Below are 23,140 nucleotides of genomic sequence, written 5' to 3' on the forward strand. Positions count from 1 at the left end.
CTACTCCCGATTGACGGTGACAATAATTTCTGTTCCTTGCCCAGGTTGACTCCTAATCGTTAGTTGTGCGCCGATGCGCTCTGCCCGTTCGCTCATGCCTAGTAAGCCAAAACCCTCAGAGGATGGAATACTCCCAACTCCAAAGCCCTGTCCATTGTCTCTCACGCGCAAGCAAAATCGATCGCGATCGTAGACTAGCTCCACTCGAATTTCGTCAGCATTGGCGTGTCTGATCGCATTGGTTAATGCTTCCTGTCCAATCCGCAGTAGGTTACTCTCTACTTCAGTAGGGAGAGAATACACTGCACCCTCGATCTCATAATATAAAGTGGTATCAGTTGCGGCAGCTCTGGTTTGAGCGACGAGACGATGTAGAGCGCTCTGTAAACTGCTCGACTCCAAAAGCTGAGGACGGAGCGCTATCACGGATCGCCGCGCTTCACTTAGTCCAGTTCGCGCCAATTCTTTGATCAGATCCAGGTGTGCCCCAGTTGCTTCTAAATCGTCCGTTAGCACTTGGTTTGCGGCTCCTACCTGAGCCAGAATGCCTGTAAACGCCTGAGCAAGTGTGTCGTGAATTTCGCGTGCCATGCGGTTACGTTCTTCTAAAATCGAGGCGGCTTCTGCTTGCTTTTGCAGCGTAATATCTCGCGCCAGCCAAATCACCTGTTCGTGCTGAATCGGGGCAATGCGAGCCGAAAACCAGATTTCTCGCCCAGCAAAGCAGTGACTGTATTCAACGGTGAGGACTTGTTGGGTTCTCAGCACCTGCTGAATGTGATTCAGGAATTCATCGGCTTGTTCTTTGGCAAAAAGTTGATGCAGCGTTTTGCCAGTACACTCCTCTCCATAGGATGGATTTCCTTTGATTGTGCAGAGCAATTGCCCTTCAGCATTGAAGATACATAGCGGATCGGGAATGGCTGAAACGATCGCCCGCAGTTCTGCTTCAGAGTCTCGCAACGCGGCTTCTGCTTGTTTGAGATTGCTAATATCCGCAACCACCCCTTCGACGTATCCATCGGCTGCATTCAGATAAGAAGAGGTAAGTCCCCAGAAAACTGTCCCATCTCGTTTTCGCAGTTGTGCTTCATAGCTTCGCAGTTCCCCATCCCGCTTCATCAACTCATGGGCTTGTTGGCGATCGCTGGGATTTACAAAATAGTCGATGCTGTGTTCTAGCCCAACGATCTCCTCTGGTGAATCAAAGCCCAATAGGTTGGCAAGGCGTTGGTTGGCATTGAGAATTAATCCATCCGAGATGCGGTTTCGGAAGATGCCAACCTGTGAGTTTTCAAAGATATTGCGAAACTTGGCTTCACTTCTCCGTAACGCTGCGGTTCGTTGGGCAACCTGTTGTTCTAAAGTCCGGTTGTAATCGGCTAGTAATTTCTCGGCTTGTTTGCGCTCGGTAATGTCTTGAAAAGCTGCGATCGCATAAGCTATATTGCCCCGTTCGTCATAAACTGGCGTTCCCCATGCTTCAACTGGAATTGTGGTGTTGTTTTGGTGGATTTCTACATCATCAACTCTAGTACGTTCACCACTCAACGCCCGCACAATCGGCAGTTTCTCAGTTGGATATTTTCGCTTGGTTCCCGCCAGATAAGTTTGATAAACTTCTGCAAGTCGATCCGGTGTTAGGGAAGGATCGATCCCCTTACCCAATAGCTGAGTTGCCTGCTGATTAAAGTAGTAGGGGCGACCTGCCGCATTCAATACTCCAATGCCCACCGGAACCGCTTCTAGAAATTGTTTCATTCTACTCTCGCCTTCACGTAGTTTTGAGTAGAGCTTGGCATTTTCAATAGCGATCGCCGCCTGGGTAGATAACAGATTCAGAACTTGCGATCGCTCGGGTGTAAATGTTCCAGCCGCTAATTGATTTTCTAAATACAATACACCTACTAGCTTAGCTTGATTGAGTAGTGGCAAACAGAAAATAGATTTGGTTTGGTTGCGTTGAATGTATGACTCATTGATAAAAGCTCCTTCACCAATCGCATTGTTTAAAATGACAGTTTCATGGCTACGAATTACATAATTAATAATTGATTCAGGCAAGCAATCTATAATTGGAACGGATTGCAGCACTTGCGTAATATAGGCATTCTCACCATCACCATCATTTAGTTGACCAGTCGCTTCAATTACCCACTCTCCTGAGTTTTCTAGAATTAAATATCCGGTTTGTGCGCCAGCATTCTGAATTAAGATTTGCATTAAGGAACGCAGCAAATGCTCTAGTTCAATTTCACGAGCAATCGCTTGTGAAGCTTTCATTATCGCCGCTAAATCTAAAGCAGTATCCGAGCGATTAGAGCTAGTTTCAGAAGTGGTAGATACTGACGTGAGAGTTACCTTAGACAACTGAGAAAAAAATTGCGGATAGCGATTTTCCAAATCTTTAACTTTAGCTTTTGCACCCCAGCGATCGTAGCAGTAATGGGCTTCTTTCATGTATGTTTGGGCAATTTTTTCCCGACCTCGTGCTAAATAATGTTTAGCCGTCAATTCATAAGCTAGTGCTTCTTCTTGGATCAACTCATTTTCAGAAGCACCCGATATAGCGCGTTCATAAAACTCTTCAGCCTCAAAAAATTGCCCTAAGACTCGCGCTTTTTCTGCCTCGACCAGATAAAACTTATGTAGATAATTCATTGGAGCATGTTCTGCCCATTTCTGCATCTTTTCTTGGTTGGCGTTAACACTACTTAGCCAAGCTGCTTTTTGAGAGCTTGAAGCATCAAGCGGTAGGCTCAAAAGCGCTAGAGAATGATACAAACAGAATAAAGGCAAAACCTTTATTGCTGTCACCTCTTCAAAGTGTTGCCTTGCCAAAACAGCGGTTTGTATAGCTTGATGATATTCTCCAAATAGGTAACACAGTATAATTTTGTATAAATAAAAGCGGCTAATTCCAGTTCCATCTTTAACTGCAATAGCGTGTGATAACGCCTGCTCTTCATCACATACACTACCCATTAAACGGCTGGGATTTTCAGACCTATCTAACAAATTAAGAATTGTCTGCCACAACATTGCAATCCAATGCGAGGGGCTTTCTCGTCTAATTTCACCGATCGCTTTGCTGTAGTTTGCTGTTTTTTGTTCTAGTTGGGTGAGTGACTCACCAGCAAAAAACGAGTTATAGCATACGTTATAGGCAGCATAACCAGCAAATTCAAAGTCTCCAGTTTCCACTCCACTTTGATAGGCATCAGCCAGCATCGGTATTGTGTTCCTAAGATGCACCTTCCAGTGCATGATATGGGCACCCGAAAACATTAATGCTTTAGCCTTTCCTTTTTGGGTATTCAATCGTTCTGCCAAACCCAGAGCCATTTTGCCGAACTTATAACCGAGTTCAATGTCTTGAACAACTCCACATAGAATAAACCCGTAGACAGCATAATACAGTGATGACCAGATAGCATTACCATAGTTGATTGATAAATTTACCGCTTTGCAAGTAATCAGTATCACCAGTGCTGGTGACACGATAAATGCAGCAGCCCCTATATTCGCTAGGATTGACATTGCTGCTAGCGGTTCTGGTGCAGTCATCTCTGGTAAATTAATCAAGTCTTCGATTTCTCGTTCAGCGAGTAGTGCAGCCGTTGACTCCAATTCCCTTTGAATATCTACCTGACTTGGATTTTCTATTAAATCTATTCCCAGGAGCTTTAACACTTCCGAGCCAATTTTTAGTGCTGATTTCAGGTTGCCCTGTGACAAATATCTCTGAATTCTGCTATCGTAAACCTGCACTTTGTCGATCGCTGTCTTGGCGCGGATGAGTACCACTTCTACGAATTGTTCCATCTCATCGAAGCAGCCATGAAGATACGCTGCTCCTGCTGCTTGGGAGTACAACGCTAAAGTTAGGTCATACTCATTCTGCCAACTATCTGTATCTAAGAGTTTAAGCCCTGTTTTGAAATACTTAAGAGCTGCTTCATAAGCCGTTGCTGCCTTTGCTTTCTGTCCTGCCATTAAATTCAATCTGGCAATTTCAGTTCGTTCTGGTTGAGCAGTGACTAGCTCAATTCCCCGATCTAGATGATCGATAATTTCAAATAGCCGTTCCGACAGTTGCTCTGGTGAAGTTTTTTCGAGTAAATTACGTCCGATCTGCAAATGAACAACTTGTTTGTGCGACTCATCAATTAAGGCATAAGCAGCTTGCTGTACCCGATCGTGCAAAAACTTGTAGTCTTGAACTAACAAGTTTTCGTCTAATTCAGATAGAGGTTGAATTAATCCAGCATGTATTGCAGCTAGTAAATCTAGAGAAATTATTTTCGGCGATTTTTCACAAGCGATCGCTAACGTTTCTAAATCAAATTCAGCTCCAACACAAGCGGCTAAGCGGAGAATTTGCCGTGTTTCTTCTGGCAATTTCTTCAACTGGAGCAGCAGCAGTTCTACCACATTATCGGTTATATTTCGGGCTTGAATTTGAGCAATATTCCACTGCCAGCTTAAGTGTTCCGCGTTAAAGGTCAGAAGATTTTCGCTATACAGCATTCGCAAAAACTCACCAACAAAGAAAGGGTTGCCCTCGGTTTTACATAACACTAATTGGGCTAAATCGCGAACAGTGTCAGGATTACGATCTAGCGTCTCGGCAATCAATTGATTCAACGATTCCAACGTTAAAGGTGTCAAGATTATCTCCTGAAGCACTGCCCCTTGTTTTCGCAATTCTAAGAGCGTCAAGACTAGTGGATGCGTTGGATGCACTTCATTATCTCGATAGGCTCCAATCAAAAATAGGAATTGTGTCTGTTCGTCAAGTAATAATAGCTCGATTAACTTTAGCGTGGCTGAGTCGATCCACTGCAAATCGTCTAAGAAAATTACTAGGGGATGCTCCTTGTCACAAAACACCCGCACAAATTTTTGAAACGTTAGATTGAAGCGATTTTGAGCTTCAGTTGCTCCAACGGACGGTACGGGTGGCTGCTTGCCAATAATTAGCTCAACTTCTGGGATTGCATCAATAATAATTTGTCCGTTGCTGCCCAATGCCGCAAGTAAATGCGATCGCCATTGTTGCACTTGCTCATCCGGTTCCCCCAGAAGTTGCTGCACCAATTTTTGCAGGGCATCGACAATTGCACTGTAGGGAATATTACGCTCAAACTGGTCAAATTTGCCCCAGATAAAATAGCCGTGCTTTGCCGTGATGGGTTTATAAAGTTCCTGCACTAATGCTGTTTTGCCAACTCCAGAATAGCCAGAGATTAGCATCATTTCGACTTTGAACTGAGCATTGTCTTCATTCCCCCTGACGGCTACTCTATCAAACGCCGATAATAATGCTCCAATCTGGGCTTCTCGTCCATACAGTTTTTGGGGAATGTGAAACTGCCCCGAAATATCTTGAAGACCTAAAGAGATGCGATCGATTTGACCGCTTTGTTCTAGTTGCTGGGCGCAGGTTTCTAGATCCGCCTTAATTCCCCAGGCACTCCCATAGCGATCTTCCGCATTTTTCGCCATCAATTTCATGATGATATCTGAGACTTGTTTGGGGATCGCTGCATTCAATTTGTGAGGCGGAACGGGTAATTTGGCAATATGGCAATGGACTAGCTCTAGTATGTCTGTTGTCGGGAAAGGTAGCTGTCCGGTTAAAAGTTCGTAGAATGTCACGCCCAGCGAGTAAAAATCAGTGCGGTAATCGAGCCAACGATTCATCCGCCCCGTTTGCTCAGGAGAAATGTAGGCAAGTGTACCTTCTAATACATGAGGACTTTTGAAGCTTGGATTGGTGCGGTTAAACTGGGTGGCAATACCGAAATCAATGATTTTTACCACACCCGTATCTGGATTGAAAACGATGTTGCCAGGATTGATATCTTTGTGGATGATATTAGCGTGATGAATCCTGCCCAGAATCTCTGTAATGTCAAGGGCTAATCGAAAGAAATTGGCTAAGGGCATGGGACAGAATTCTTCTGGACGCTGCTGCATCCATCTCTCGATAGATTCTCCCCCAAAATCTTCTAAGAGAATCGCGATCGTGCGTTGATAGTCTTGCTGGCTGTATGCTTTGACAACTCCAGAGAGATTCAGGGAGCGGGTAATTTCATATTCCTGTTTGTAGCGAGTTAATTCTTGAGCAGAGGGGTAATCTTGCTTCAGCAGTTTGACGACGATCGCTTGCCCGTCTTGCTCTCTAATGCCGCGATACACAACAGATGCCGCACTCTCATAGATTTTGCTATTGATGGCGACTCCAGGTAGGGCAATCATACAATCTCCCGATGAGTGTCATCTGCTATATCACAAAGTATATCGTTATTAGTAAAGTTTATTAATAAAGTTTTTCCGCAGCAATTGGAGTGCAGCATCAGAAAATGACGATAAGCTCTGGCTAGAAGCAGATTGTCAGCAATAGATGATTTCTGGCATTTTCTACTCCTACAAATAGGTAAAGAAATAGGGGAGATAATCCACCCTATTGCTTTACCTACCCAATCCTACGGAAGGATCTGATTGAGTCATTAGGAATGGTTCCAAGACCTATGTTAGGGTAACGTCCTGGTCCCAAATCGGCAGAGACACCCCGAAATTGAGAATCTGTAAAAAATCTCCAAGTTCCCTGATTAATGACAATTGAAGTCACGCGATCGTTAACATCATTACCTACATTTGGAGTGTCACTATTTGTTTCCACTAACTTGCCTCTGAAATTGCTGTCGTTATAAAGTTCTACAGCAGCCATTGTTTTTCTCCTTTGTGTATTTGGCAGATTTAAACAGAAGATGAAGATGTGTTTATCTTCCTTCTATCTCCTTGTTTTATTTATCCCAAGTGTAAAGAGTTCCAATGCTCAACTTCTTTGGTGATTCTTACCACGATTTATCAAATTCTTCTGATGAAGGGCGCACCTGTTTTGGTGTCATTCCGGTGAATCGCTGAAACTGTTGAGTTAAATGACTTTGACTGGAGAAACCTACTTGTAAGGCAATGTTGGCGATCTCCAAATCCGTTTTTGACAGCAGCATTTTTGCCCGCTCCACTCGCTATTCGATCGCATACTGATGCGGAGAAATACCTGTAGCGCGTTTGAACAAACTAGCAAAATAAGTGGGGCTAATATTGATGACTTTGGCAATTTCAACCAGTGATAAATCTCTATTGCGATCTGCTGAAGCTGCAAATCGGTCTTAGAGAAGCAGTTCACGAGATTAACTCGATCGCTCTCTAGCTCCGATGTTTCAACAACTTGCGCGATCGACTCCGGCTTCAAGTAAATGTGCAGCATTGACTTATAGCTTACACTTTCCCCGCAGTGCCAGTAGCTCGGTTGTCCCGCCGGAACAAAAATACAGTCGCCCTTTTGAACAATAGACTCATGCTTTGCGTTGTCACGCTTCTGGGTCAAATGAATGGGTTGTCCTAGCGGTAAGTTGAGCCAGTGATTTGACAGGGCAGGAATCTCAACTTCAGTTGATGTTGGAAAGCTTTGATACTGTTGAACCAAAATCTCATTCCAGCCCAAATGCTTACTGGATAACACCAGAGATTTATTTAACCACTGGTCGGGTTCGACTGAGCCGATCGAGTTACTTGTCGTAAATTTTGTTTTTAGCATTTGACCCATCTATTTGATTTGGTGCTATTGTTAAATTGGTTACACTGCAAAAAATTCTATCTACTTCCAGCAGGTTGCATCGCATCGAAAACATCAGTACGCCAGTAACTCTTCATAGCTTGTTCTAGGATGTGCCTGCAAACTACACGATCGACGATCTCAAACTGATGTATGTTACTTCTGGGCTAAATTTTTTCTTTTCAGGAGAATGTCAGTTTTTGTAAAACTTCGTTACAAACTGTGAGTGTTGCCTAGAATGCGCTGGCTGTTAGTCGGACAATCACTTCGTTGACATCAACATCGTCCGGCTGGGACACCGCATACAAAACGGCAGATGCGATCGCATCTGGAGTCAGTGCGGTTTTACGGATTTCCTTCATTAGGTCTTTTGCTGCATTATCTGTAATTTCTGCACCGAGTTGGGTTTCTACCACACCAGGAGAGATGGTGGTGACGCGAATATTTTTCGATTCCTGCCGCAGTCCTTCGGAGATTGCCCAAACTGCATATTTGGTGGCGCAATACACTGCGGCAGTAGGCACTACCAAATGTGCGCCGATAGACGCTGTATTGATAATCTGTCCGCCGCCTTGTGCCTCCATCATCGGCAAAGAAGCCGCAATGCCATTCAATACACCACGAATGTTCACGTCGATTGTGGTATCCCAGTCCTCGACTTTCAAGCTATTCAACGGGGACAGGGGCATCACACCTGCATTGTTGAAGATGACATCGACGCGACCGAACTTATCCTTGGTAAACTCAATAAAGGCTTTCACATCCTCGCGATTGGTGACATCGAGAGCTTTAAATTCGGCTGTACCCCCTTGCTGGTGTATTTCCTTGACAATCTTTTTCAGCTTTTCGGTTCGCCGTGCCCCTAGAACAACATAAGCACCATTTTGGGCAAGTAACTTGGCGGTAGCTTCTCCGATGCCACTACTGGCTCCAGTAATCGCAATGACTTTATTTTCTACGTTTAACATGACTTTTCTCGCGATTGAAGTTGATTTGAGTTAGAGAGATTGACCACCAGAGACTTCGATTCTCTGTCCATTCACCCAGCGATTTTCTTCAGACAGCAACGCTGCAATCGCACCTCCAATATCATCCGGCTCACCCACACGACCTAGAGCGGTTTGCGATGCGATGAAGCTGTTAATGCTTGGATTGTCCCGCACTCTACCACCGCCAAAATCGGTGACGATCGCTCCTGGTGCGACTGTATTCACCGCAATTTGCCTGTGTCCCAATTCCTTTGCTAGATACCGAGTCAGAACCTCGAACGCTCCTTTGGCGCTGGCATATGCGGCATAGCCTGGATAGGTAAAACGGGCAAGATCGTTCGTCATTGCCTTATCTTCTACAGTTGTAATTGAGCTGACTTCATCCTACGAATAGAATTGGGCTTTTCAAATACCTAAACCTATTGGATGATTGCCTAATTCTCCAAAACAGAGATTGTCATAGGTTCTATAATCGTTAAGAGTAAGGCTGAGCGAGTCTCTATGACGATCGAAATCTCCAATTCTGACGTAATCGCAGATCGGTGCCAAGAACTCGCGACACTGGTGATGCGGCACACCGAAGCCAACGGCAACATTATCCAACCAACTGCGATCGCGCAATTGGACTTGACGCGATCGGATGCTGTATCTACCGCACTTCATGGCGTGTATCAGCCAATCCTCGCGATCGTCGTGCAAGGACAAAAAGAAGTGTTGCTGGATGAACAGAGGTATCAGTATGGCGCAGGGCAATATCTAGTCGTTTCGGTCGATTTACCACTGAGTAGCTTTGTAGCCCAGGCGACACCCAACAAACCGTATTTAGGACTGAAACTAAACTTAGACCCGATGCAACTGTGCGATCTGGTTGCCCAAATGAGTTCTAGTGTGGGTAAAAAAGAGAACTCTGTCCGAGGTATATCAGTCAGCAACGTCGATGTTGAGGCGATCGAGTGTGCCTTCCGCCTGGTCAAGCTTTTAGATACGCCGCAGCATATCCCTATGCTGGCACCACTAATGATTCGCGAACTCTATTACCGTCTGCTCATCGGCGAACAAGGTGAAGCGGTGCGCCAAATTGCCACATCCGGCAGTAATATGCAGCGAATTGCCAAAGCCATTAAACTGATCGAGGCTGAGTTTGCCCAACAGATGCGGATTGAGAATTTAGCGAGGCGGGTCAGTATGTCTACTTCGTCGTTTCATCAACATTTTAAGCAAGTGACTTCGATGAGTCCGCTTCAGTATCAAAAGCAGTTAAGACTTTTAGAAGCACGTCGCCTGATGCTTGCCGAAAACGCTGATGCGGCGTATGCTGCCTATCGGGTTGGATATGAAAGTCCCTCACAGTTCAGCCGCGAATATTCGCGCCTGTTTGGTGCGCCACCGATGCGGGATATTGAACGGCTGCGAACTGCTTGAGCGCAACTAGTATCATCGGAAGAAAAACAGAGTAGGCACGTTTTATTGGGCGATCGCAATGACAATCGCCCTAATTTTGGCTAAACAAAGCTACTGTTTTAGTAGTCGTTAAAAAGACCATGCAGCAGAGTGCTTTTTCAACGATATTTTTTCCTCCCCAACTCGATCTAACTTTTAATAGCGTAGAGCTGTCTAAATATTAACGTTGCAACTATATATTCGTAGTCGTATTAACCAGGATTGTAACCGTGCTGCTGATAATAATCATCGGGATCGACAGATAATGGTAGAGAATCAAGGTCTTCACCATTGCGAATATCTTGCTGTACCTGCTCTTGGCGCTGTGCATAACTCTCGATCGCACTGAGACGCGATCGCATTTGGTATTCACCAAAATTCATACCACGAGCAGCCCAAGTCTCAGACATCCGGTTGAAGTTCTCTACATCTAGCTTCTTCTTGAACTCCAGTTGTTTCAGGTATCCCTCGCCTAGTCCAATACTGCGGGCATACTCAACATATTCTGGCTTGAGCGTGCCATCTGGGTTAAATTTCTTTCTCTCCTCTTGGGAAAATAAATCTTCAGCAGTATATTCTATCCAGGGTTCTGGATCGGTTTCGTCTAGTCTCTTCCATTCCTCATACTGGGATTTGAGTCCAGCCGCATAGTCATCAATAGCCGCATCGCTTAATCCTTCAGCTAGTAGCTGGATTTTTGCTTCTTCTTTAAGAGTTCCATCAGCGTTGAATTCTTTTTTATTCATATTTATCCAACGTTTAACTCTTGTCATTCTTAATTCCATAAAAACTCAATCTAACTCAGTTTTATGGTGCTTATTTTTAACCACTTCGATCCTCGGCTTAACCAATGGATACATACCGATGGCAATCGACAGAATCCTAACTCAATTTTAAAGGAGGAATTGGATAACACACTGCTAGAGTTTTTCTTGCCCGATCGACAGTTTTCCTTTGGACAGATGGATGAATATAGTACGCCAGAGGACTTGAAAAATCATCCAAGTGGTCAGGTGTTACTGTTCTCCTCCAAGTCAAGGCTACTGTATGGTTCGCCAGAGTGCCTAGAAACGGTAGAAAAACTTTGTCCCGATCGCAAAGACAGAGGTGCTTACGGTTCGATCTTTTTAGGTAGTTGCAAAAACGCGATCGATGAAAAACTCAATATCCTAGTTGTAGATGATGCCACGGGTGCGAACGGAGGAATATTACCTGATGCTGTAGCCTACCGCTTGGTCGGTGACTGCTACGGTCAGATTTCGCCTCAACTATATGACAAACTAACTCGAAGGCAGCCAGAGGAGAAATACAGCGTTATACAACACCGTTTTGGCTGGCGAGAGGGTGATGGAGAAGATACCAAGTATAGGTTTGGTAAAGGAACGCTGCGACCGTATAGCTTGGATCGGATTAAATATGCAAGCTCCAGCAATAAACCAAAAATTGATCTAATCCTTCCCCTTTCTAGTTTTAAGGGGACTGACAAAGATAATCCCAACGCTCCGATCAAACCACAAATTCAGCCAGGGCTATACAGCCAGAGAATTTGGTTGGGTGAAAAATCTCAGTCCCAACAAGGTAAGACTGCTATTTCTCAACTTCTCGCGTCTTTTCCCCAAGGGATGAAGGACATAGTTGAAGAATTGGAAGCGCAGGCGATAAGACTTGCTCAAATTCAGGACGATCCCAGAAAAGTTGCCCAACTCTACTGCGAGCAATACGAGAAACGCAAGACAATTGCAGATGAGAGGCGATCGCTGACAAATCTAGCCGAGACAACATCAGAGTTAGAAGAAAATGGTAATTTAGACGACTATGACTCCCAGACCGAAAAAAATGACTTGTTTACGTACAGGCTGATTAAAGCCGATCTGCAAGGTCACTGCCAACTCCTAGAAACAGAAAAAGTCAAACACCAGTTGAGTCGATTTGTCCAACAACAGTGGCGCGACATTGCCATCGGTCGTACGCTTAGCTTTGACCGAGGAACGATTATTCCCTCCAAGGAACTCAAAAATGGCGAAATCTGCGTCCCTTGGTTTGATGAAGGTGAAAAAGTCTTGAACTTTCGTTCGCCATTCCTCAACTCCAATGGCTTGTGCGTATCGATTAACAAACACGTCCAAGACTACATCGGACCAGACGGCAGACCGCTAGAAGGCATCATCGTAGTCAACGATGAAGACCATCAGCGGATTCAAGCGCGAATTGCCGCACTTAAAGCACGAGGAATTGAAACTCAGGAAGTAGACCCAATCGAAACCGAATCAGAACGCCAAGGGCGCGACTTCGATGGCGATTGCATTGGCGTAGAGTTAGCAAGTCTATACCCTAACCTGACGGCAGAAGCCGAAGCAAGAAACCTTCCCCAAAACGCCTACGCACCTACTCTCAAGCTGAAGAAACAATCATTCTATAGAGCAGATGGCACTCAACCACTCTTTGAAGAAATTGCCATTTTTATGTCCGATAGCATTAGCGTTGGTGTCATCAACAATCAAGTCACCGCACTGGAAGCCCTGGAGTCGGAAATTGAGATTTTAAAAACTTACGGTGACTCCCAACAACAATCGGAGTATTTAGATACTGTAGCAAACCATTATCAGAAATTATTCGAGCGAGAAAGTGATGCAAAAAATCTCAAATTGATTCGGGAAGAATATAGAGCGAGGATGAAGGCAATCGTTGACTTAGCATCAGCCCAAAATAGAACGCCTGCGGTAGTAGAGCAAGCAATGTCAATCAATCGCAGCATCTACCGCAGCATGATTGAATCAGGATGCTTTCAAAACCAAATAGCTGTCGATACGTTCAAGAGCGCCCGCGCCCCTGACATGGAATTAATTCAAGAGAATAAAAGATATTTGTACCGAGATGTCAGCTATATCAAGGATAAAAAACTACCATTTGCTTACTTAAATGAAGCGATCGCGCCTGGAGGTTATTCGCCAGTAGAGTTACTTATTGCTCAAACCAATAAGTATTTTCAACACTCTCAATTAGAGTCTCGTCCCATCGTCCAATTTCAGGAGCTGTTTAAAGACGTAGAATTTACACCTCAACAAAAGTTCGCCGCTCTCCTTGCCAAACACGAGTTCGATCGGAAATTTAACGAAGTGACCCGACTGGAGCAGCGTCGCCAAACCGAGCAAGGACCGTATGCGATCGTACAGACCAAGAGTGGAGCGCAAATTGAAATTACTAACTTAACTCGCTACGGACACCCTGGTATTTGGAATGCTCAAACTTTAAATCTGAAACTGAAAGAAATTCCAGAACAACAGTGCACCCCACTGCGATCGCACGGGCTTCTGGCAGTAGCACAAATTAGTGCTGAAATGGAAAACGGACAACCGAAGTATCGCCCTTTGGGTACAATCAGCCAGCAGTCTATTCAAGACTACAAACTGAGGGCTGGTATGACATCAATTGGAGCAATTCTAGTTGAAATCAAACCCCAACTCAAGCCTAGCCAAATCAAATTGCTATTCGGGCAGGCTAACGCGATCGCCGAAAACTTCCGTGCTGCTATTCCCGAATCGGAGCGCCTATCAGCCGCTGCTGCTTGGAGTGTATCTGCTACTCGCGAAGAAGAACTAGAGAAAAAATCTAAAATCTCCCAATCCAATCGAGAGATGGCTTCAGATAATCCTGATAACTATGAAGCACAACAGCAGGAAGATACCCGAAAAAAAGTGTCAAATTTTGTCTTTGCTGCCTTTGGCGAGGAAATTTTATCGAGATTGAACCAGTTGCAGTTTGCCAATCTAAAAATCACGGGGATCGCAAAAGAAGGCGAGATCTTTCAACAGAAACTATGTAACTTGGAGGAAAAACATGAAATTGAGATCGGACAGAGCGATCGCTCAGCAGAAAACGAACGGCATAACACGATAGCTGTCTTTGTGAAAGACAATGATGGCGAGTACAGAGAATACGGCATTTTGGAACAAAGAACTGGTAGATTGCCTATCGGTACTAAAGCACGAGCATCCATACTACCTGGAAAAACCTACACGGCTAAAGCAACACTGGTCCAGGTGGGCAAACCCGCTATAGATTTCACCATTCGAGAAATTAGTAAGTTCTCCCATGCCGATAAAGTATTTAACAACGAATCAGTTATTCTATCAGTCTGTCAAGTACCAATCCCTAACGAAACGGTAAAAATCAAACTAGGCAAATGCACTTTGGGAGAATTAGATGCTGATTCTATTCATGCTTTGAAACCAGCTAACTATCTCAATAATGGTAGTTTCTTAAAGCTTAAACTTAGAACTATCGAGGATAGCAGGCATGAAGGAGCATTCGTTATTGGAGAATCGCCTAATGGGAATTTGTTGAGAATTAACAAGATTAATTATTACGACTTTAAAGGAGAAGAATTTCAAGATGGAGATTACAGCATCGGACAAATTGAAATGACTCCAGCTAAAGTGAGAAATGTTGTATTTTTGGAGGGAAAACCGCTAGGAGTTCTGTTTTACAAGCAAGACAAAGAAGCCTTAAAACAGTTAGGTATTCTCCAAGTAGGACGGCAGGTGGCGATGAGATGCCTTCTTCAGAGCAATTTCAGCCATGCTTTTGTCAGAGTTGACCCCGCTACAGTCCAATACCCCGAAGTCTGGACGAAGCAGAAGGGAGCGATCGCCTTTGCAGCAGCCCCAGATGCAATGATAGAAAAGAGCGAGCTTTTTCTGTCGAAAATCAAAGAACGTCCTACTATCCTATTTGCTAACCCAGAAGACAAAGTGCTAGGACTGGTGGGACTGGCAGTTGACGATCGCAAAGTGGAAGTAGTAGATAATTGGTTGCGATCGCGCTCGATTGAATTTAGCCCAGTCTTCTCTCAAGAAGCTCCCATAGAAACCAAGAAAGGACTTGCCGTCCGCTACCTAGCCGCTAGTAGCATCAAGCCTCAAGACATGGAAGCACTCAAGGCTAAGGTAGGTACACCTCTAGATGCTGCAAACTACAGCACTCGCTTGGGTTCTCTACCCAATAGACCGCAACCATTTGCCGAAAAGCCGATAAAACTTGTCAAACCCCAGACTCTCGACAGTAATGCAGCACCAGCTCAGGCAGCAGGTGTAACCCCAGCACCCAGAGATCGAAGCCATCAGGAGCAATCCAACCAAGAGGCGACAACTATTCCCAATAGCTCTGCAAAACCTGCTTTGAACGGTAGATACTCTACCCTTCACCAAATGTCAAATGAGGAGCGACAAGTATCGCAATTTATCGAACAACAACGCTGGCAATGCAAGCAACTGTACGAACAATTATCGCGGCAAGTGCGCCAGTATCCTGGTTTTAATGATGCTTCAAATTGGGAAGTGGATGTAGGAGTTGCACTATTAGTACTGAAAGAATCTTCTGATGCTAACGAAGTCGGACGAGTTTTGTCCCAATGCGATCGCCTGCAAGAGTGGAAAGCTACATTGCCCCAAGAGGAGTACAAGACCAAAGGGAAGAGTTACATCGAGCAAGTTTATACTCAAGCTCATAGCATACTGGAAACCCAACAAGAGCATAAGCAGGGACTAGAAATTGAGTAGAAGCATGGCTGCGATTGCGCTTTACTAACTATCCTTGGCTGAGGAGCTGGGAGGCAAATTTAATTTGCCTTCTCAATATTTGAATGGATGTAGGTTTTCTTGCTGAGAGTTAATCCTGTCTAGTTCGGTCTTTTACCAACTAGGAACAAAGCGATCGCCAAGCGAATTTTATGCATTTATAACATCAAATCGTAGAATTAGGATGCGTCTGCTTTTGCCAAATCAAACGAAGTAAAAAAATATACACAAAAGCGTCCTGTTTAAAGATTTAACTGCGGCATTTACAGAGAACTTATATAAGTATATTTGATTTTAAATAGAAAATCCGTAGAATTAACGAAATCATTCACCTATTTAATAAGTTATTACTGAAAAGGTAAAACTTAATAACAAAATAGCTTTAGTTAAAGCTATTTTTGCGCTAACTATTTTACATTTAGTAGTTAATCTATATTTTTCAGGTAAATATACTAACAATTTCATAGAAAATTGACGACTATTGCAATCGAGCGCAGAAGTTATCTAAAAATAAGGCGGCTTGAAGTGGGAGTAGTTTATATAGGCGATCGCGCCGTTGGCAAAACGCATTTAGCTATGGAATTAGCTAATCCTCACAATGACTATGTTAAAGTTTCTAGTCCTGACTATGAAAATCTCAAAAGGCTATTGTTTGATGAAGATCTGGGTAGAACTAAAGCTACAGATGCTCAAAATCCAGTCGATGAACGCTACCTAGAGATCCAAATTCGTCTTCCTACTGGTTTGAAAAAAGTAGCAGTAGATTGGGTAGATACTCCTGGCGAAATCTGGCGTAAGACTTGGCAAACAGATCGTCCAGATCAGTGGAATAATTTTCTAGAAGCAGCTAGTAAAAGTGAAGGCATTTTACTCATACTCTCACCGTATCGAGAGATGTTAAAATCCAGCGTTAATTCAGAAGAGTTTATGACACAACAGCAATGGTGTAATAGGTTCGATCGCTGGGTAGAGTTCTTTCGTCGAGATTGTCCTAAAGTAAAGCACTTAACTCTTTGCTTAAATAAAGCAGATCTCTTCTGCGACATCGCTCAAGAGGCTCGACAACTTGCATATCAGCCTCATGGTTCATCGATGAATTGGCAACAACGCCATAGTTATGTCTTTAATCGATATTTTAGAGCGGTTCATCCACAGATTGAGCAAATCAATCGAAGTATTTCAGGTTTATCAGTTCGGTGCTTTATTACAAGTATTTATAATCGTTCTCTCTTAGAGTTGCCCTGGATATATCTAGGTAGCTTCTTAGCAAAATAGTCAAGGAGTATGTGAAATGGGTAACATTTGTGTTATTGGTCCTAGAAGCTCTGGAAAAACAACTTATCTAGCTGCTTTAGCATATTTTTCGGATCGCAAAAACGTAGGTACAAGCTCTAGCAGCTTTAACATCCAACCTCTAAATGAAGATGCAAAAGAACTAGCTGCTAAAGCTGAAAATATTATTTGTGAAGGAGCTTCATTAGCACCTACAGAGGTAGCAGGAGGCATAGATTCTCTACCATACTACTCTTTTAGACTTGAGAAGAAACAACAATTTAAAAAATACGTTGAAATTAATTTAGCTGTCAGGGATTATCCTGGGGAGATTTTTGAAGAATTAGAATCAGGAACGTCTAATTCCTTGCATGAGGAATTCATGAATGAATGCTTAATGAAGGATGTGACTGGATGCTTGATTTTATTAACCGAATGGCAAAAAGGAACTGATAAGTTTTACAAGCGAGTGCTAGAACGATTTATCAAATTAATGGACGATCGCGATCGCATTGCTGACTTACGGATTGCTGTAGCTATGAGTAAGTGCGAACGGGGCGAACTCTGGCCCTGTCGTCTAGAACCAGAAATGGATCTGTTTGACGTTCATCTGCCGAAAACAAAAACAACTTTACAAACAAAAATTCCAGAGAAGAATTTACAGTTTTATGCAATCTCAACCTTTGGAGTTTTGAAACGCAACGATCCGCGACCGAATCGCATAGATGAAATTGGCACTAACGGTAGACATTCTGTTTTGCGGAATGCATCTGCATGGCGACCTTACAACACGATCGCCCCTCTTTGTTGGCTGAGTAATGGAAAAAGGATGAAAGCTGATGCTTGATTGGTTAACGAAACGCAAGACAACACAGGGAACATCTGAAGCCATTCAAAGTAATGGGGTGCTCCGAGTAATTGGCGATCGCGCTTCTGGCAAAACGACTTATATGGCATCTCTGGCGCGGTGGCCCAATGCCGAACCCTCTAGCCCCGTGCAAAACGTGACCCCTGTTAATGAAGAAGGAGAGGAACTAATTGCTAAGGCGCAAAACATTCTAGAACAGGGATTGGAGTTAGAACCAACTGACTTGAATGCCAGTGCAATAGATGTTAAAGATTATACTCTCAGCATTGCTTTAAAAGGACAGTTTTCTTGGAAAAATCCAAAGGCTAGCGCCCCTTCGCAGTTAGTCACGCTGAACATTAGCTGTAAAGATTACGCAGGGGAGTTTTTTACCGATCTGCTCTATCAAGCTGGTGACTCGCGGTTACAGGACTACCTTGAGGATTGTTTGCAAGCGACGGGAATTATGTTTTTAATCGATGGTACGACCCATCGTAAAGATTCTGAGTATGCCAACGGTCTTGACAAGTTCCTAACGGCTCTCGATCGCACTGATATTGGTGCAGAAAAGCGCCGCGTTGGTTTGGTAATGACCAAGTGCGAACAACCGGAATTATGGATCAAGCGCCACCAGCCGCGAGAACTTGCAGCAGCAAGATTTCCCCAAGTGAATCGCAGGCTGCAATCTTGGCAGCAAATGGGTGCAGGTAGTGTAGAGTTCTTTACTACTTCAGCTTTTGGGATGCTGGGGACTCGCTATCCCGAACCCAACTCAAAGCGGATCAATCGCGATCGCAATGGTACAACTTCTGTACTTAAAGATCCCAAGCGTTGGCGACCGTTCGGCTTGGTAGCTCCGATTTACTGGCTTTGCACGGGCGATCGGCATAAGGAATTAGATAAGGATTGACCAGATGATGACTACACAGACAGAAATTCAGATTCATGAATTCAGCACTGGCATCCGCGCTGAGAGAACTGCTGACGGTGGTTGGGTGTCGCTGGGCTTCACTGGGCAGTACATGAATGCAACTATCGATCCCATTCCTCATGCTGTCCAGCGTTCAATTGCTAACAAAGAATTTGCAGTAGCGGAGGGTGCCACTAGCGATGAACCAGCGATTATTGGTCGTGTGGTGTCAGGGAGTGAAGAGTCTGATTGGTCAGTCATTGCCATAGTGACACGCGGACGAGATGAAAAGGGGCGGAGTGCCTCTTTCTACCGTTACTTTCTTTATGAGGGAGACAAGAGAGTTAACAACCTCTGGAAAATACTGGGCTGGATTGAAAATTATCAGCAATTGCATAACGGGGAAATGCCTGTTTTTAACCCGTTTGATACTAAAGAGATAGAGCAACCTAATTTATGCCCTAGTTTTACTCCGCCTCAGATCGATCTACCACCTGAAACTGAAAATTTACTCATCGATTTCTCCACACCGATTCTGATTCCGCCAGATTCAGAATATACATTACAGGTCGTAAGTAGGCTGGCTAATAAAAAAGTCATAAATGACGGTAATAATCAATTAGTCTCGTGGGCGTATAATGTTGAAGCATTGGAGCAACCAGGGCGATTTCTCATCGTTCGAGCTGCTAGCGATCGCGCCTACGAACTGTTGCAGAAAGCCAAACTTAGCATTTCTCAAGTCACTACGCTAGACGTAGACGAACAAGCAATCAAGTCTGCAATTAAGGGATTGATCAATAGTTCCAAGGTGAAGCTTGAATACGTGCAGGCGATCGCAGAACCTTTAGGAAACATCGAAATTCCTGAAAGCTATTGGAAAGAAATTTTTGACGGTCAAGGTGCTAATAATGCACTCAAGCAAGGAATTTATAGTCCTCAAATGGTGCGGCTATTAACGCTGAGGGCTATTGTCATTCCAGAAACGTTAGTCGATTATCTTGCTTGGCTAGAGAAAGGGAGTAAACAGAATGAGAACTCTACAATATCTGCTGAGTTTCAATCTCAAATCAGAAATTCTTTAAGTCAAATTTCTGCCACAGCACCAAACCTTGAAGTCAAGATTATTGAAGGAATCAGGATTTTACTTCCCCAGCTTCTCACTCAAAAAGTTTCAGTAGACATCGTATACCAGTTGTTTACAACTACAAACGGACTTTGGGCTAAGTTTCATTATCAAGTCATTCAAGACATCGAGCATGATTTGCAGTTGATGAGCAAATTTGCTAGAAGCTCTCAAGATTTAGATTTTAAACTAACAGAACAATCTTGGCAGAAGATCTGGGAAGAACTCAAAAAATACTGGCAAATACGTTCTTGCGTGCCACAGGAGAAATATCAGGCATTTGCTAAGCTTTTTGAGCAGTTAGGCTATTCCAAATTATCAGTAATTTTCTATCACATAGGATTGGGCAAAGTTCCCAAAAATATTTTTTTTCAGGTTCGTCCCAATGGTTGGCAGTGTAACCTTTATGGTATTGGCGTTGAAAGAGAAATAACTATTCCAGAATTTTTGTGGCTTGTAATATTAAAAATCGGGAGTATAGAAGTGCGCGTTCCATTTGTAATTATATTGACAATACTTAGTCTTGTACTTGGCTTAGCAGGTGGTAAGTTTTTACTTGCAGGTTCGTCAACCACTCAGCCCACAGAGGCTGTAACACCTAATAATCAAGGAAGCACAGCTTCTACACCTTCTAAAGACAAGCCATCCGAGACATCCGAAGAACAATCAATCCAAAACCCTAAAAAACAGAAGGCGGTAACACAATTTGAAACTACAAAAAGATCTATTAAAACATTCGTTGAAAAATTATCAAAAGATGATGATTTTCAACGCTTAATCAGAGAGGAAATTAAAACTGTTTTTCAAAAATCAGATTTAAGCGACGAAATATTTAAAAATACATCTGGCGATAAAACTGAAGAGTTGAAATGGATAAATGCAATTTATTCTTATCAAAAAGCCAAATTCAATAATGACGAGGCTAAAGCTGACGGAATTATCAAAGACAATGGAGACACAATTCAAAAATTAAAACAAGACATAGTTAAAAAATTGAAGGAAGAAACTGAAAAATGATATTTTATCAATTTTAATAGCTAAATTTATCATGAGAATTTATCTTTATATATTAGCTGGAATTACTTCGGCATTAATTGGCTGGAATCTAGGTCAATTTATCTTAACTGAGCAAGGTTTTCTACAGCAGTTTCCATCTATAGTTCTGTTTCCCTGCATAGCAATCTCACTTGCCATTGCCTTTGTCTTTACTGAAATCTTTGTCAGTAACCCGACTAGACCAAAAATGAATTTGAAAGTTGCTGTGCTTCCTGTCAGCATTGCGGCTGGACTGGGATTACTGGCGGGTTTAGTTGCAGGGGGAATTTCTGAAATATTGTTCTTGCCAGCAATTCGCGTACCTACACCAATCGTAAGGACTCTAGGCTGGTTGCTCATTGGTAGCTCTACAGGCATTGCCGAAGGGGTAACTTGGCGCTGGCGAAGTATCGAAGCAGGGGATCGCAAGCGTTTCCAACAACGCTTTTGGACGGGTTTAATTGGCAGTATCGCTGCTAGTTTAGCAGCCGCTTTAATATTCGAGATGCTACGGCAGTCATTACCCGAACTGATGCAGGCGATGAAAAAAGTTGAAGATCCCATCGGCTTCTCAATTTTAGGAACTTTACTCGGTTTCGTGTTTAGCGTTTCCACATCTCCTAGCTACATGGCTGCACTCAGAGCTGGAGCGGGTTTTGAGTACACTGGAGAGCCAATATATGACGATAGCAGCGATCGCAATGCAAATGCACATCCCATCATTGACAAGCAATCCAAACTAAAGTTTGTCACCGATAGCGAAGCAGATCAGATCGAAGAAGGTCTATCAATTCAACTACCTGCTAAAGGAAAAATCGGTATTGGTTCTGATGAAAAGGCACACATCCGCATCCCTGGATTACCTTTACATGCGGCTGAAATAGAACTTCAACCTCGTCAGACAACTCTAGTTCCCGACCCTAAATTTTTCCACACCGTAGAAGTCAATGGTGAACGTTTGACTTCCCGCAGATCGATTCGCTTGAAACATAACTTCGTTTTGACTTTTTACCTCCAAGACAAAGGTACAGACAATGAGAAAAAATTATTCCGGTTTGTCTACTACAATCGTTTTCTGGACCCGCAGGCTTAGCTTATCTGTATTGCTGGCTGGATGTCTTTGCAGTCCTAGTTGGGGTCAAGTCAAAACTGCCGAAATTGTCGGCAATCCCACAGTTCATGAGGATGAAGTTAAACTCCGTATCAAAGTTACAGATACTAATAACAGACCTTTAATGGGTCTACAGCCAACTGATTTCAATGTAGAAGTTGACAAAACACCAGTTAAGTTCGATCGCAATAACTGGAAAAGTTCCGAACAGACAGAACCCCCTCCCACCTGGATCGTAGTGCTGCTGGATTTCAGTGGTAGTATGCAGCAGATGGATAGCCGAGGAACAACCAAGCTTGAGGGTGCGATCGCGGCTATTAGAAAATTTACAGCAGCTATAGCAGAGCGAAGTCCCAATACTCAAATAGCAATTGTACCCTTTGGCGATCCTGGTGTTAATTGCAGTGGCTATCCAGTTGATAGAGAGAATCTGGATAAGTTTTTCCCTGCTAGTGATTTTAAACTCGGTAACTACCTCGATTTTCTTGGCGGTCAAATTCCTTGTGCTTCTACCAACCTTTACGAGCCTGTAACTAAAACCATCAACTTTTTAAGCAGCCTAGAAGATAGCCGCTTTTACGTAACAGAAAAAGCCTCAGAAGAATCTTCGCAGCCGCAACCAAAACTAGCCGTTGTTCTTTTATCTGATGGCTATCACAACAAACCTAACGAGCAACAAGATTTTGACAGCCTGATCTCATTGTTAAAGCAAAATGACAGAATTATCGTTCATACTTTGGGTTACGGCTTGACATCAGAGCAACTGGGACAAAAATATCAGCTTAAACATCCTGCTACACGAGCAGATATTGGTACAGCTCCAAATAAAGTCCCAGAGGAAGAGTTTGTTGACCAAAAGCGTTTAGCAGAAATAGCTAAAGCGACTGGTGGGATTGCTGAATTTTCTCCTGATGCTGAGACAGTCGCCGCTAAGTTGAAAGTCTTCCTAAATGCTCTACTCGGAGAGTATGAGATTGTCTACACCGATCCCAGTGGCGAACGAGGCTCCAAGCACGATGTTAGCGTCAAAGTCCAATCGGTAACATCAGAATCCAAGCCTTACACCATAACAGTATTCGGGCGATCGCTACCGTTGTCAACACGCCTACTAATGTTGGCGATCGTATTACTAACAATCGGCGTTGCTGGTGTACTTCCGTTTTCGCTTTGGGCAAAACACCTCAAACGTGAAGCGCAGGAGGCTTAGTGA

At 43.6% G+C, this 23,140-nt stretch carries 13 protein-coding genes and 1 pseudogene; 8 read left to right on the forward strand and 6 right to left on the reverse strand.

The genetic code is table 11. From position 1 onward, the window contains the following. The 5 genes and pseudogenes from CHRO_RS19150 to CHRO_RS19170 all read right to left on the reverse strand — a co-directional run. Positions 1 to 6,264, reverse strand: coding sequence for an AAA family ATPase (locus CHRO_RS19150; RefSeq protein ID WP_015155876.1), 6,264 nt, complete (start codon positions 6,262 to 6,264; stop codon positions 1 to 3). Between the two features lie 217 nt (positions 6,265 to 6,481). After that, positions 6,482 to 6,736, reverse strand: a complete 255-nt coding sequence (locus CHRO_RS19155; protein ID WP_015155877.1) for a beta/gamma crystallin-related protein — start codon at positions 6,734 to 6,736, stop codon at positions 6,482 to 6,484. A 231-nt stretch (positions 6,737 to 6,967) separates the two neighbouring features. Beyond that, on the reverse strand, positions 6,968 to 7,609 hold the full coding sequence (locus CHRO_RS35090; protein WP_245570497.1) for a hypothetical protein: 642 nt from the start codon (positions 7,607 to 7,609) through the stop codon (positions 6,968 to 6,970). 251 nt (positions 7,610 to 7,860) lie between these two features. Then, positions 7,861 to 8,595, reverse strand: a complete 735-nt coding sequence (locus CHRO_RS19165) for an SDR family oxidoreductase (RefSeq protein ID WP_015155878.1) — start codon at positions 8,593 to 8,595, stop codon at positions 7,861 to 7,863. Between the two features lie 30 nt (positions 8,596 to 8,625). Beyond that, positions 8,626 to 8,961 (reverse strand): annotated as a pseudogene (locus CHRO_RS19170) (SDR family oxidoreductase); the annotation flags it as partial. 156 nt (positions 8,962 to 9,117) lie between these two features. On the opposite strand from CHRO_RS19170, the gene CHRO_RS19175 reads away from it, so the two are divergent. Beyond that, on the forward strand, positions 9,118 to 10,038 hold the full coding sequence (locus CHRO_RS19175; protein WP_015155879.1) for an AraC family transcriptional regulator: 921 nt from the start codon (positions 9,118 to 9,120) through the stop codon (positions 10,036 to 10,038). 230 nt (positions 10,039 to 10,268) lie between these two features. On the opposite strand, the gene CHRO_RS19180 is transcribed toward CHRO_RS19175, so the two are convergent. Next, positions 10,269 to 10,802, reverse strand: coding sequence for a hypothetical protein (locus tag CHRO_RS19180; protein WP_219335966.1), 534 nt, complete (start codon positions 10,800 to 10,802; stop codon positions 10,269 to 10,271). Between the two features lie 63 nt (positions 10,803 to 10,865). Here CHRO_RS19180 and CHRO_RS19185 point away from each other — a divergent pair, with 63 nt between their 5' ends. The 7 genes from CHRO_RS19185 to CHRO_RS19215 all read left to right on the forward strand — a co-directional run bounded on the left by CHRO_RS19185 (position 10,866) and on the right by CHRO_RS19215 (position 23,137). Further along, complete coding sequence (locus CHRO_RS19185; RefSeq protein WP_015155881.1) at positions 10,866 to 15,614, forward strand: hypothetical protein; 4,749 nt, start codon at positions 10,866 to 10,868, stop codon at positions 15,612 to 15,614. Positions 15,615 to 16,157: 543 nt separating this feature from the next. Beyond that, positions 16,158 to 16,907 carry a hypothetical protein gene (locus CHRO_RS19190; RefSeq protein WP_015155882.1) on the forward strand — a complete coding sequence of 250 codons (750 nt, stop codon included), beginning with the start codon at positions 16,158 to 16,160 and terminating at the stop codon, positions 16,905 to 16,907. A 16-nt stretch (positions 16,908 to 16,923) separates the two neighbouring features. Continuing rightward, positions 16,924 to 17,751, forward strand: a complete 828-nt coding sequence (locus CHRO_RS19195; protein WP_015155883.1) for a hypothetical protein — start codon at positions 16,924 to 16,926, stop codon at positions 17,749 to 17,751. After that, positions 17,744 to 18,661 (forward strand): hypothetical protein, encoded by a 918-nt coding sequence (locus tag CHRO_RS19200; protein ID WP_015155884.1) that lies wholly within the window; start codon positions 17,744 to 17,746, stop codon positions 18,659 to 18,661. Before CHRO_RS19195 ends, CHRO_RS19200 begins: the two co-directional genes overlap by 8 nt. Before the next feature lie 4 nt (positions 18,662 to 18,665). Beyond that, entirely contained in the window at positions 18,666 to 20,801 is a 2,136-nt protein-coding gene (locus tag CHRO_RS19205) for a hypothetical protein (protein ID WP_015155885.1), read from the forward strand. 31 nt (positions 20,802 to 20,832) lie between these two features. Then, positions 20,833 to 21,912 carry a hypothetical protein gene (locus tag CHRO_RS19210; protein ID WP_015155886.1) on the forward strand — a complete coding sequence of 360 codons (1,080 nt, stop codon included), beginning with the start codon at positions 20,833 to 20,835 and terminating at the stop codon, positions 21,910 to 21,912. Continuing rightward, entirely contained in the window at positions 21,854 to 23,137 is a 1,284-nt protein-coding gene (locus CHRO_RS19215; RefSeq protein WP_015155887.1) for a vWA domain-containing protein, read from the forward strand. Before CHRO_RS19210 ends, CHRO_RS19215 begins: the two co-directional genes overlap by 59 nt. Positions 23,138 to 23,140 lie beyond the last annotated feature (3 nt).

The organism is Chroococcidiopsis thermalis PCC 7203 (assembly GCF_000317125.1).
Lineage (GTDB): Bacteria > Cyanobacteriota > Cyanobacteriia > Cyanobacteriales > Chroococcidiopsidaceae > Chroococcidiopsis > Chroococcidiopsis thermalis.